The organism is Qipengyuania sp. JB2-7, from assembly GCF_055693485.1.
Genome location: NZ_CM146335.1, coordinates 969,238 through 981,306, shown reverse-complemented (window position 1 = coordinate 981,306; position 12,069 = coordinate 969,238). Strand labels below are relative to the sequence as shown.

Annotated in this window: 11 protein-coding genes; 9 read left to right on the top strand and 2 right to left on the bottom strand. The window is 56.1% G+C overall.

The window, feature by feature from the left end:
- Window positions 1-34: 34 nt before the first annotated feature.
- Window positions 35-1,261 (bottom strand): hypothetical protein, encoded by a 1,227-nt coding sequence (locus ACZ1GM_RS04835; protein ID WP_472678008.1) that lies wholly within the window; start codon window positions 1,259-1,261, stop codon window positions 35-37.
- Between the two features lie 154 nt (window positions 1,262-1,415).
- On the opposite strand from ACZ1GM_RS04835, the gene ACZ1GM_RS04830 reads away from it, so the two are divergent.
- The 9 genes from ACZ1GM_RS04830 to ACZ1GM_RS04790 all read left to right on the top strand — a co-directional run bounded on the left by ACZ1GM_RS04830 (window position 1,416) and on the right by ACZ1GM_RS04790 (window position 8,486).
- Complete coding sequence (locus ACZ1GM_RS04830; RefSeq protein ID WP_472678626.1) at window positions 1,416-1,754, top strand: hypothetical protein; 339 nt, start codon at window positions 1,416-1,418, stop codon at window positions 1,752-1,754.
- On the top strand, window positions 1,651-2,019 hold the full coding sequence (locus tag ACZ1GM_RS04825) for a phosphatase PAP2 family protein (RefSeq protein ID WP_472678007.1): 369 nt from the start codon (window positions 1,651-1,653) through the stop codon (window positions 2,017-2,019). Before ACZ1GM_RS04830 ends, ACZ1GM_RS04825 begins: the two co-directional genes overlap by 104 nt.
- Before the next feature lie 62 nt (window positions 2,020-2,081).
- Window positions 2,082-2,579 (top strand): hypothetical protein, encoded by a 498-nt coding sequence (locus ACZ1GM_RS04820; RefSeq protein WP_472678006.1) that lies wholly within the window; start codon window positions 2,082-2,084, stop codon window positions 2,577-2,579.
- A 4-nt stretch (window positions 2,580-2,583) separates the two neighbouring features.
- Window positions 2,584-3,408, top strand: a complete 825-nt coding sequence (locus ACZ1GM_RS04815) for a hypothetical protein (RefSeq protein WP_472678005.1) — start codon at window positions 2,584-2,586, stop codon at window positions 3,406-3,408.
- A gap of 33 nt (window positions 3,409-3,441) precedes the next feature.
- On the top strand, window positions 3,442-4,062 hold the full coding sequence (locus tag ACZ1GM_RS04810; protein ID WP_472678004.1) for a hypothetical protein: 621 nt from the start codon (window positions 3,442-3,444) through the stop codon (window positions 4,060-4,062).
- Window positions 4,062-4,781, top strand: a complete 720-nt coding sequence (locus ACZ1GM_RS04805) for a hypothetical protein (protein WP_472678003.1) — start codon at window positions 4,062-4,064, stop codon at window positions 4,779-4,781. The genes ACZ1GM_RS04810 and ACZ1GM_RS04805 overlap by 1 nt, the downstream gene beginning before the upstream one ends.
- Complete coding sequence (locus ACZ1GM_RS04800; protein ID WP_472678002.1) at window positions 4,778-6,883, top strand: DUF362 domain-containing protein; 2,106 nt, start codon at window positions 4,778-4,780, stop codon at window positions 6,881-6,883. The genes ACZ1GM_RS04805 and ACZ1GM_RS04800 overlap by 4 nt, the downstream gene beginning before the upstream one ends.
- Window positions 6,880-7,965 carry an NAD-dependent epimerase/dehydratase family protein gene (locus tag ACZ1GM_RS04795; RefSeq protein ID WP_472678000.1) on the top strand — a complete coding sequence of 362 codons (1,086 nt, stop codon included), beginning with the start codon at window positions 6,880-6,882 and terminating at the stop codon, window positions 7,963-7,965. The genes ACZ1GM_RS04800 and ACZ1GM_RS04795 overlap by 4 nt, the downstream gene beginning before the upstream one ends.
- On the top strand, window positions 7,962-8,486 hold the full coding sequence (locus ACZ1GM_RS04790) for a hypothetical protein (RefSeq protein ID WP_472677999.1): 525 nt from the start codon (window positions 7,962-7,964) through the stop codon (window positions 8,484-8,486). Before ACZ1GM_RS04795 ends, ACZ1GM_RS04790 begins: the two co-directional genes overlap by 4 nt.
- A 329-nt stretch (window positions 8,487-8,815) precedes the next feature.
- Here the strand turns inward: ACZ1GM_RS04790 and ACZ1GM_RS04785 are convergent, their stop codons facing one another.
- Window positions 8,816-12,067, bottom strand: coding sequence for a TonB-dependent receptor domain-containing protein (locus ACZ1GM_RS04785; protein WP_472677998.1), 3,252 nt, complete (start codon window positions 12,065-12,067; stop codon window positions 8,816-8,818).
- Window positions 12,068-12,069: the final 2 nt, after the last annotated feature.

Below are 12,069 nucleotides of genomic sequence, written 5' to 3'. Positions count from 1 at the left end.
ATCTGCCAAAGTCGCCGTGGTCGCCATGGTCGCCCTAACCGACCAATGCGGCATGATGGAAACCCAGCCGAGGGTCGGCATTTGCCGATAGCGAGGGCACGAATTCCTGAAGGTCGGGCATTGGTACACGCAAACGCAGACTGTTGTCCGGATAATTGTAGATACTGATATGGTTGAGGCCGCGATTGGCAGTGAACAGCAGGCTTTGATCCGCAGAAAGCTGGCAAGCATAAATGCTGTCGAGCAGCGAGCCGCGGCTAACCCGCAGCGCGCCGAGGAAATATTGCGAATTGCCGAAAACATTACCGCGCGTGAATGTCTCATAGACCTGCGTGGCCACCTCACGCGGGCGTTGGCTGAGCTCGGCGAACCCGGCACGCTCGTCAATCATCCGGAATGTCGCGAGGTTCTCAAGTTCGAGAAAGATAACCGACTGACTCCCGCCATTGCAGAAAATCAGTTCACTATCTGACATCGTAATGTCGGAATTGATATGCGCCGGAGTTTCTCGCCCGGTGGCCCAATGCCGCACCACTTTGCCCTGCGCGGGGTCGATTTCGAACACGTATTCCTTCAGATAGGCCATACCCCATTCGTGATAATCCTGACGGTCCTGCGGCGCGACGCGGAAGGATATCGCATAGAACAATTCCTTATTTCGGTGCGGCAGAATGTGCCAACATGTGGCGGGCAGTGTTACAATCCGAATCTCGCCGTTTTCCATGTCGCGAACTCCGACATGACAGGCCTCGCCCCGGCGGCCATCCGCCGGACTGTCCATTGAGCCATAACATAAGTGCCGCCCGGACTTGGTCAGTTTCATGGCATGCGGCAGCTTCACGCCATGGGGTTCGAGCTGTTCGGGTTGTTCCAGTTTGTCAGTTGAGAAGCGGTAGAAATGCGCTCCGATGGCAGTGATGAACTCCTCATCATTAAGCCAGGCGAGATGCGTGCTGCCATGCAGCGAGGTTCGCGGGGTCTCGAACTGAAGCGTCGAGACTCGGGCCGTTTCTTCCAGCGTTTCCGGGTCAAAAAACAGCAAATGCTGCCCAGCATTGCCGAGAAACCCCGTTGTTGCGGACGGATTGATTGCGCAGGCATGTCCAGCGGCGATACCATCATAATAATCGATTTTCCAAGCATAGCTATTATCTGATGGGTTGAATAAAAACAGACACATACCGGCCATCCCCTCCAACCCGTTCACACCGTTGCCATCAAGCGCGATATAAAAAGCAAGAGGATAATCGCGCATTTCCATCAATCTTCTCCAAAACAGCTAAGCCATTACTTTCATTGGATTTATCAATATTCTATCGAAGGCGCACTGACTCTGCGAATCTTTTCTGATATGACAATCGTGTGTGTAATCGTTTTTTCGCGTGATCGTATGCTCTCATTCTTGAGGTATAAGCATGACAAAATCATGGGAATTCTCAGGGGTCGCAAGCAAAGTACGGAACCGATTGGCGCCCATGCGTGCGCCAGTCGCGCAATTTTTCGACAGCGGTAACGCGCGCGAAATTGAGAACGTCCGATGGTTTACGCAGCATCTTCGGTGGCCCGGCATCAAGTGGTTCGCCCTTGGTGCCAATCGCCTATCCAACGGCGTTCTGTACATCATAGTCGGGGCGCTGTTCTGGCTCTCGTATGGCGAGACGGGCGCGGTTATTTGCGCTGCGTACCGCATTAACTGTGGGCCATTTGGTCTACCCGGTGATCAAACGAGGCACCTGTCGCAGCAGGCCATTTAATTTTGACCAGTCGGTGCCCTCGCTTCTTCCACCGCTTGATAAATACAGCTTCCCGAGCGGACACATGATGAGTTGTGTGGCGGCGATGACCCCGCTTTGCATAGTGGTGCCCGCAATGCTGCTTTGGCTGGCGGCGACCTTGCTAATCATCGGCTGGGCGCGGCTGGCCGCTGGGCATCACTATCCCAGCGATCTGTATGCAGGGGGCGCTCTAGGCTTAATTGTCGCTCTACCGATCAGCGCGGTGCAGGTGAATTATGCGTGAGTTGTGCCGCATGAAAATGGAGTGGTGGCTAGTCTGACGTAAGAGCTTTTTGGAGGACAAGGATGGCGGACATCGACGTAAATTATGATCCGATTACGGTGAATAGCGGCCCTGTCGCTGTCAATGTTAATGGTCTGGATGACATCCGCATCCGTTTCACTGACCCAATACGGACAGAGGCAGAGGTCGAGTCTGAACTGACGCTGCGCATTCCTGATCCGATCCAGACAGACAGCAAAATTCGCCTCGACAGCGCCTCAGAACTTACGACAACATCGGATCTGAACACAAAATCAGACGTCAACGCCAATGTCGATCTGCAGCCGGTTGTGCTCGACCAGTGTCTGCGGCTGGTGCTGGGACCGCTCCCGCCAACACGTATCTGTCTGCCAAACCGGCAACGGGTCTCATTAAGCCTTTTCGGTGTCGAAGTCATTGGTGTCACACTGGAGGGTGAAGCGCGGGTAGACGTGACTGACTTGCCCAAGACGCCGTTCGTGAAATTGGCCACGCCAAAAACGCAGAAGAGCGACAGTCTGCGCGTCAGATTGGGCGAGTAAGGGTATGACCACACATTCTCTTGAACTGATAGACTGGCCCGACAAGGCACCGCTAGCCACCTCATCGCGCCGCTCAGCGCTAACATTTCCGGTGCGGGTCAAGGCGAAGACTGGCGATTTGCGGGCGGCGCAAGATGTTCTGGTGAAGAATGTGACACCCGTCGCCAGCATGGGTTCAAAAGCAGGCAAAGGCAAGGCTACAACCTATGTCGAAAGCGCCGGGCCATTGGTCTTGCGGGGCGATGGAGAAACCGCAACCGGTGACGTGTCGCTGAGGCTCAACCGCCATATGCCCCCCGGCGAATATGTTGCGTCTTTGGAAATCGCGGGGCTGAAACGCGAGGTCTCCTTTGATGTGGTGGAAGACACATCACTTCGTATTCGCCCCTCACCTGCGGTCATCGACGCCACGCTAGCAAGCGCGAATGAGGTGACGGTTGCTTTTGAAAATCGCGGCAATGTTCCGCTGCCGGTTGATGTTCGCGGGGACTATCCGCTGGGCCGCGAAGAGCCACTAGCCGCAGATGCCTCAGACACTGAATCTGTGCTCGCTGTCCTGACCGCTGCGCTCAATCGAGCGCCGGGCGTCTTGACCGAGATTGGCACTATCACACTTGCGATGCCCGCAGGCCCCTTCACTCTGGCGCCGGGCTCCACGCACAATGCGCGCATCACCGCCATTTGGGATGTCACGCTCAACCCGGCGCGCCGCTATCGCGCCTTTATTCCCGTTTTTGCCTCCGAATTGGAGATCGCCATTGTAACCGCCATCAAGCCCGGAACTGGCAAACCCGCCACTCAGGCAGGCGGAAAAAGGAAGAGGAACTGATCCATGCAGGCCCAGATCATAAGACAATCACCCATGCCCGCAAACAGAGACACCATGGCCGCGATGGAGACTCTGGCGCGCGACGTGATGCGACCCTGGGTTAATGCTTTCGATAGCTGGCGCGGCGGTGTCGAAGAAGTAATGGCCCGTGCAGGGGACATGACCCGCCCCCGCGATGCCTGCGGTTGCCCTTGTCCCGAAGACAATTGTCAACGCGATGAGTGCCAATGCAGTTGTTGCGTCGCAGACAGTGACCTTGTCGTCGAGGCAAGAGTTGGCGAACGCCGCGTCATTCCCATCGTTATCGAAAACAAATGGCGCCGTAAGCGCGAGATTGAGGTGCAACTGTCAGACTGGAGCTGCAAAAACACCGAGTTGAAGATCGACGGCAAAATCATCGACCCGCTGAAATTCACCATTGAGCCCTGCGGTGAGCACAAGCTGATGCTGGTCGTTGAAATTGGCGGTCGCGGCAAACCCAACGATTCCACCGGCAAGCAAGGGCGCCTTCCCGAAGACGTTGAGTGCTGCGAGGTTTGCTATGCTGATCTGAGGATAAAGGGCTGCGATGTGCGCCCCATCAGGATAGCGCTTGCGGTGCTACCTTGTGAATGCGGTGCATATCACGTCGATTGCTGTCAGGCCTGCTGCTGATGAACACCAAGAGACAGGACATGCGAAGCAGTGCTGAGAGGGTGGGCACTGACGGGCAGAGAACCGAATCCAGAGCGTCCGAAACGATAACCGAGGTCAGCGATTTGTTCACCCAGCTGGCGCGCCGCTGGGCTGGGCGCCGGGTCAATGCGCTAAACAGCTATGGCCAGATTTTTGCCGACTATGGCGTAGGCCGGACCGACAGCCGGACGACAGCAAGCGCAGTTGCCAAACTGACAGCCGAAGAGACGATCAAATACCCCGGCGAGCTGCTCGGTCTTGCGACAGATTATGCGAGCGAACTTGCCCGGATGGCAGGGATGGCGACAATAGGGGACGGAGCGCGCGGGGTTTCAGGCTCTGGCTCAGGGCCCGATCCGCGTAGCGACGGTACTCGAACGGTTCATGATTTGATGTTATCAGGCAAAATCGGCGAGACTGCGACAGCGGAGTTTGTGATCGAGAACCCGCGCGATGCGGAGGTCGCTCTCGGCTTCGCCGCGACCGTCTTTTCCAATGAGGCGCGCGCTACCAAACTGACGCCATCATTTGATCCAGCGCGCTGCACGATGCCTCCTGGTGGCGAGCAGAAGGTCGCTGTGTCAGCAAAGCTCAATGGCAAGACACTGAAAGCAGGCGAGAATTACAGCGCTCAAGCAGTCGTCGACGGGTTCGACGAGATGGTGCTGCGCATAAATCTGAGCGTGGACCCCGCTTGACGCAGCGGCAGCACGTAATTGCAGTCGTCACTGATGCCGCAGCAACGCCTGCAGAGCTGCTTGACCGCGCAGCGGCGGCGATGGCGCTCGATGATCGTGTCCGAGCAGCGCTTGAGGCGCCGGGGAACAACGGGCAGGTCGTCATCATACCAGCCATGGATGGCTTTGCTGCCAACTCCCCGTCCATGACCAGCCCGCAACTTGTCGAACATCTGGTTGACCACCTGTTTGATCTTGGCGCGGAATCGGTGATTGTCGGCACAACCGAGGGCAGCGATGCGTTATGGGCAGAGAACCGCGATGTCTTCATGCGCGCCGATTTGTTGGGTTATCGCTTTGTCACACCGTCAGGAAGGGATTACGATATCGTCGACTTGTCCGAGGATGCGCAAGACATGCCATTCCCGACCGACTCGGCCCTTGCTGGCATTCCGCTTTCCACCTTTTGGAGGGAGGCGGCATTCAGGATCCTCTTTGCGGCCAATCAGACCGATTCCTGTGATGGCTATGCGCTGACATTGGATACGTTGCTTTCAGGCCTGCCCGGGCGAGAGAAAGAAAGCCTTTATATGCGTCAGCGGGATGTTGGCGCTGTAATGCGGGCTCTGCGCGCAGCCGCGCCGGTGGATGCAGCCCTTATTGATGCATGTGTCAGCAGCCATGGCCACGCAGGTCGTGCGCGGCCATGCGCGCTCGCCACTCATACGATAATCGCGGCAAGCGATCCGCTGCTGGCTGATCAGGCAGGCGCGCTAAAGATGGGGCTAGACCCGCAAGTGTCGCGCCTCTGGGAAGCGCCCGGAGAGGCAAAAGGCGTTGCCATTATCGGCTCGCTTCTGCCTTTTGAGGGATGGGTGAATGTCTCACCGCGAGCGCGCTCTGCCGCACGGCGACGGCAGAGAGACGCGGCGCTAGACCGCAGTGCAACACCCATACTTCAGGAGGTCGACACTACGTTGTTTCCCTTCCGCAACGAAGTGAATGCGCGGCTGAACCACTTGCTCAACCCGCTCTTGTCAGAAGATGTTGCGAAGGGCGGCGGAACTTTCACGCTGATCGAAATCGCCCTCGGCCAGTTCGCCGAAGCGCGCAACGCCTGGCAAGTGATGTTCGCCAAGGATACCATCGTCCGTAACCCCGCCTCGCTCAACGTGCGCGCCGACGAGATCGCCGAGACCCAATGGGGCAAAGTTGCGCCTGCCATAGCCGATCACCGTGCGCTTTTGCGGGGGTGCGCGGCGGATGAGACGGGCCTGCGCTGGCGCATGGTGGATGGTGCGGTCTTGTTTGACTGTGTTCGTCGCTTTCCGGTGCCGCTGGAGACCTTCGCCGCCTGCGTGCCAATCAATCGCACGATTCAGTTCATGAATGACTATGTTGGCGGCGAAGCGCAGAGCGTCGCCTGCGATGCCAAGGGACGAGTGACGCGCCAGCTTGAGCGCAACCTATATCTGCCGCAGCCCAATTTCACGGCTCTGCTTGGCGGGGATGTTATCGATGTGACCAAGATCGAAACCGTCGCCTACGCCAAGACTCACCAGGCCATGTCCTGGCAGACGCTGTTCAGCGAAAATCAGTCGGCGATAGCCGATGATGGGCTGGTCGAGTTCGCAGGCGTTGGCGAGGACACGGTTGTCACCATCTTCGCGCGCCAGCATTTTCGGCAACCGCCGCTGGTGGAAGCGATTGACCTCTCGCTATTCCCCGAGCTGCACGCCTGGCTGGTGACCGATGCCTATCGCCGGTTTGCCAGCCGCACCTTCGCAAATCTTGAGGCCGTGCTGGAAGGCCGGGATGTGCGCATTGGCAAACCGGCCACGCAAATTGAGGTGGATGAACCGCTACCCGTTGATGGCCTCGTCTCGATTGCAGAGAGACTGCGCGATGATTTGCCAGACGATTGGATGGAGCCCCTCCGGTATGGCTTGGATTGGGCCAAGCGCAGCAAGCCGGTTCCAGTCCAAATCGATGCTGATGGGCTGCGCCATTTCCAACCCTCTGCCAAGATGCTCGTAGAGGAGGAGGAGCGGCCCGTTCTGCTCGCCGGATTACTCAGCGACATATTAGGTGCGGTGGCCACCAGCTTGGAGCAACCGCAATGAAGGCGCTGGTCACAGGTGCGAACGGGTTGATCGGGGCAAACATTCTGCGCTCGCTCATCCGTGCGGGCCATGTGGCGACAGGTCTGGTGCGCGTGACGTCGGATGTGACACACATCTCTGCTTTGCCCGTGTCGTTGGCGGTTGGAGATGTGCGAAACATCGACTCTCTGGCCGCACCAATGGCCGGCTGCGAGGTCGTTTTTCATACGGCAGTTCATTTCACCTACTGGGGGGAAACCCAGGCCGATATGCAGGCGACCGCCATTGAGGGCACGCGCAATGTCATCACGGCGGCGCGCCATGCAGGCGTCCGGCGCGTGGTTGTCACATCGTCCTCCGTGACTTTGGGTGCTGGGACAGACCCGATTATCCGTGATGAAACGGACACAGCAGATCCCGGCGATACCGTGCAGACAGGGTATGTCGCCGCCAAGGTCGCACAGGAGACACGCGCCACCGAATTTGCCGCAGAAGCAGGCGTCGAGATCGTCTTTGCTCTGCCGACGATGAGTGTTGGCCCATACGGCAGTAGTCTCGGCCCCAGTAACGGCGTCATAGCCAGTTATCTTGCTGACCCCCTAAAGCTAAGCTGGGCTGGGGGCTGCAACATCGTGGCGGTTGAGGATGTGGCGAATGGCCACCTTTTGCTGGCCGAGCGCGGCAAAGCCGGCTCGCGCTACATTCTCGGATCGGAAAACCTCACCTGGCGCGAGATCCATACCCGCATAGCCGAGTTGGCCGGGGTAGATCCACCTAGATATCTGGCTAGCGGTCCAACCTGTAGGGGTATCGCCGCAGTTGAAGAACTGCGCGCGCTAGTCACGGGGGTGCCGCCTCTGGCGACGCAAACGCAAGCCGCAATGGCTGGTCGCTATTACTGGTACAGCCATGATGCCACCGCCGCGCTTGGTTATGCGCCACGACCGGCTGAGGAAGCGTTGGCCGGAGCCATCGCCTGGCTATCTGCCGGCCCGCATGTGTCGCGCGAGACCCGCATCAACATGCGCCTCGACCGGCGAGTGCATGCCGCCCGCGTGGCGCGGCTGACCTCAGAGCAGACATTTCAAAAGGAGCCAGTGTGAAAACATTCAGCACTCTTGTCGGCGTCAGAAAACCGCTACATGAAATTGCCAAGACGGTCCGCGACCGGCTTCCTGAAATTGTCCCCGCGCTCGCCGATGTAAGCAGCATTGAGGTGACCAAGCGAACCGAGGACGCCGATGGACGAACCAACCTCGTCAATGAATGGCATGTTGAACCAAAGCTGCCAGGACCGGTAAAACAGATGATTTCAGAGGACATGCTTGGCTGGGAAGACCATGCGGTGTGGAGCGCCGATTTGAGCGAATGCATCTGGCAGATTGAGCCATTTTTCATGCCTGGTGCGATCCATGTTGCCGGCTCGACACGGTTTGAAAAGGCCATGGGCGGACGCGGCACCAAGGCCATCTTCGCAGGCGAATTTGATATCGATCAAGCCGCCCTTTCGAAAGTCCCGGTGGCTTGGCGCGGAGCAGCAACATCCGCCGTGGAGATGGTTGTCGGCACAATGATCCCACGAAATTTTCGTAAGACGATAGAGGCGGCTGCGCTTCTTGATTAGGGCTTTGCCCCTTGCTTCAGGCATTACCAGATTAACCGGAATCTGATTAGATTCCTGCATGAACCTAAGCGGGATGTTGTCCGTCTAAAGCCAAATCGTCTCTGCTGGACAAAGAGCCCCCTGCCCTCGCCGCCTCAATCCGCAACAGGTACAGTCAGTCTGACAACACCATTCTGCCAGCTATCTCGCACGTGCCATTCATCCGCTCATTTCAAGCCGCGAATAGACGTAATCCTAACTTTCAAAAGCGGACCACGTCCCCTTGGAGGCAGATCAAGGTCATAACCGCCCTAACTCCTGCTCAAGCACTGCCCCCCCAATAGAGCTGGTCAGAACCTCACCTGCGCTCCAGCGAAGAACTCACGCCCTTCGATATCATTCAATGTGGAAAGGATATTTCTGGTGTTGCCGAGCGTTAGACCGGTCGGAAGAACAGGGCCAATCCTGTCGAAGATATTGGTCACGCCGCCATAGATCGAAAATCGATCATCATCTCCAAAACGATATCGCACGAAAAGGTTATGAAGTGTCTCTGATCCGGCGCGGAAGAATTGTGGGTCTTCAGGGGGAACGAATTCATCAAGACCACCGCTTTTGAAAAGCGTCGTCCAAGTCAACGTCACGCCGTCATAGCCCCAGCTCGCGCGCGCGCGGAATTCGTCCCTCGATTGTGTAATTCTGCCCAAAGAGTCCGATACTGTCGGTCCCTCAATTGCCAGGAAGGTAAAGTCATCCTTGAAATAATGCGAATAACGCACATCAAAATTGAATCTGCCCGGAACTATTTTCGGTTCGATTTCATATAGAGCCGAGACGTCCAAACCCGCAACATCCAGACTGTCGAGGTTTTCCGACTGGTTAACAACCTGCGTGACCCGCCCAGTTGACGCGTCACGCGTGATAACGTCACAGAAACGATTGTTGGGGAAATTTACATCCGAAACACACAGATCAGCGGTCAGTTGGGTGGAAACACTGCCGATCGCATCGCGAACGGAAATATCATAATAATCAACTGCCACAACCAGATTTGGAATGAATGACGGCGTGAACACAGCACCTGCTGTATAGGTCGTCCCGGTTTCTTCCTGCAGATTTTCATTGCCGGAATTAGGGCCGCTGACGGTAGTGGGGCCGTTAAAGGCCATTCCGGCATTGTCGGGATCAGCGAAAAAGGCTGTGATTCCTGGTTCCGTCAGGCAGTTGGCGGCAATCGTTTCAGCTGATGCCGGACTGCCCGGAGCTGGAGTTACACCGGTTCCGTCGGGCATCAAGCCATTGCAAGGATCCCGCAAGCTATCGAAATCTGGCCGAGAAGGAGCAAAAAACTCTGTTAGAGTGGGTGCCCTCTGGGACCGGGAATACTGTGCACGGAAACGAATATCATCAATCGGTTGCCATGTGCCGCCGACATTATAGCTGTAAACCGTGCCAATGGTTGAATAGCTGGCCACGCGACCCGCAAGTTGCAATGATAATTGATCCTCGATGATCGGGATATCAAGCTCAGCAAATCCTTCAATAACATCGAATGAGCTGCGGAAATCTGGCGTGGTCGTTAGCGATGTAAGTTCGAGATCCTGATCGGGGTCGCCAGTTGTATCCTGAAGCTCGTGCCGGTAGTCAAAACCGAACGCCGCCTTTACATCGCCGCCCGGCAAGGTGAAAATCGAGCCATCAATCGCACCAGATACAGTCGCCTGCTCACGATACTGCTCCAAAAGTCCATTATAACGAATGAAATCTGCAGCGGCGTCGGAGATTGATCCTTCACCGAAAATGTTCAGCGGAACACAGCCGTCCGCCCGCGCTGCTACATCTGCACACTGGGTGCCATCTGCTGTAACGTTCAAAGCATTGCGTACATTCAGATAGTTTATCTGGTTTTGAGATACCTGGCGTTGATCGAAACGGCCAAAGGTCGCGCCCAGATTCCATCTCAAATCATCTGATATTGCGCCTTTCAAACCGAATGAACCGCGAATTGTCTCACGCTCATTGGTTGTGATTGCCAAACCCACCTCGGACAGCCGCCGTACAAAAGACACCGTTCCTATCCGCGTCTCTTCAACCTCAGGCGGAATGAAAGGGTTGTCAGCTGCGATCGTGCCGATGTCACCCAAGGCATTGAATGGTCCAATGTCCGTTCCGCTGGCGATTGTCTGTGCACCATTTGTCGATACGGCGGTAGAATGCGCGTACAGCAAGTTGAAGAAAACTTCTGTATCGGGCGTAATTTCGAACGATGAACGAATGGCCCCGTTATAGTTTTCAAATGATGGAAAAAGCGACCGGCCAGGCCGAAAGTTAAAGCCGTCCACATCTGTTTCAAACCCAAATCGCGGATCGCGATCATCGGGAAGATTGCCCGCCCTGTCATTGAAGAACACCCCTCCAATATTGAAGGCATCGTCACCTTCAAAAATCCCGCCTGGCAAACCAACATTGCCCGATGGGTTGATGCAGAAACGTCCCGAGTTATCGCAATCACCAAATGTGGTTTCATCCCGGAAAGCGTTGGGATTGTCGGGATCAAGCGGATTGGTTAAAGGCTGATTGAATTCAACGCTTGCGATTGATTGCGGTCGTGACGCATCCGCAAAAATTGCTTTGTGATCGTCATAGCTAAACGCGGCGAGGAAATAACCACGATCGTCAGCAAACCTTTTGCCTAAGGTTGCATCGAGCGAGATTTCTTCGCCGCCAGACGCTTCTGGTGTGTTATAGCGTGCACCCAGTTCAATACCCTCAAAGCTATCTTCAAGGACGACGTTTACAACACCCGCAATCGCGTCCGACCCATAAATCGCCGAAGCGCCGCCAGTTGTAACCTCAAGCCTTTTGACAAAACCGCTTGGCAGCGTGTTGAGACTTACACTCTCCCCCTCACCTGAGTTGGAAACAGCGCGCAGTCCATCTATTAAGGTCAGTGTTCGATTCCCGCCCAAACGGCGAAGGTTGATGGTGCTCAAGCCGCTATTTTGAATAGTTGTCGCCGTAGTTTCCGGTGTCAAACCTCGATCTACACCTGGCAGGTCGCGCAGCAGTTCTGCGACATCCCTAGAGCCGCTTTGCGCGATATCATCCGCATTCAGTACCTGCAGGGGGACATTGGATGTCTCGTTTGATACTATCGCCCGGCGAATACGAGAGCCAGTGACAATGATCGTGCCCTCCTGCGGGGCAGCATCGGTGTCTGATACAGGTCGTCGCGTAGCAGATGCCGGCTGGCTATTTGAGGTAGCACCTTCGCCTGTCGCCTGCACCAGAAAGGTATTGCGGCTGGTAATTGTGAAGCGGAGGCCAGTGCCACGCAACAAATGCCTGAGGGCAGCATCTGGTTCGTAACGGCCTTCAATATCGCTTGAAAATTTGCCACGAGTGACATCGCTGGAGAAGAGAATTTCTCGCCCGCTTTCCTGAGCAAATTCATTGAGTGCTTTGCCAAGTGGTTGCCGGTCAATGTCAAAACTGACTGGTTTTGCCAGAACCGGACTGGCGATCGCCAACGCAATCGTTCCAACTCCTGCCTTAAACAGATTTCGTGTTCTGGAGCCTTTGGTAGCTGCGCCGCACTTCATGC

Coding starts and splice junctions, on each gene's coding strand:
- ACZ1GM_RS04820 (WP_472678006.1), top strand. CDS start 2,082: ATGGCGGACATCGACGTAAATTATGATCCGATTACGGTGAATAGCGGC.
- ACZ1GM_RS04785 (WP_472677998.1), bottom strand. CDS start 12,067: ATGAAGTGCGGCGCAGCTACCAAAGGCTCCAGAACACGAAATCTGTTT.
- ACZ1GM_RS04795 (WP_472678000.1), top strand. CDS start 6,880: ATGAAGGCGCTGGTCACAGGTGCGAACGGGTTGATCGGGGCAAACATT.
- ACZ1GM_RS04835 (WP_472678008.1), bottom strand. CDS start 1,261: ATGGAAATGCGCGATTATCCTCTTGCTTTTTATATCGCGCTTGATGGC.
- ACZ1GM_RS04815 (WP_472678005.1), top strand. CDS start 2,584: ATGACCACACATTCTCTTGAACTGATAGACTGGCCCGACAAGGCACCG.
- ACZ1GM_RS04830 (WP_472678626.1), top strand. CDS start 1,416: ATGACAAAATCATGGGAATTCTCAGGGGTCGCAAGCAAAGTACGGAAC.
- ACZ1GM_RS04805 (WP_472678003.1), top strand. CDS start 4,062: ATGAACACCAAGAGACAGGACATGCGAAGCAGTGCTGAGAGGGTGGGC.
- ACZ1GM_RS04825 (WP_472678007.1), top strand. CDS start 1,651: ATGGCGAGACGGGCGCGGTTATTTGCGCTGCGTACCGCATTAACTGTG.
- ACZ1GM_RS04810 (WP_472678004.1), top strand. CDS start 3,442: ATGCCCGCAAACAGAGACACCATGGCCGCGATGGAGACTCTGGCGCGC.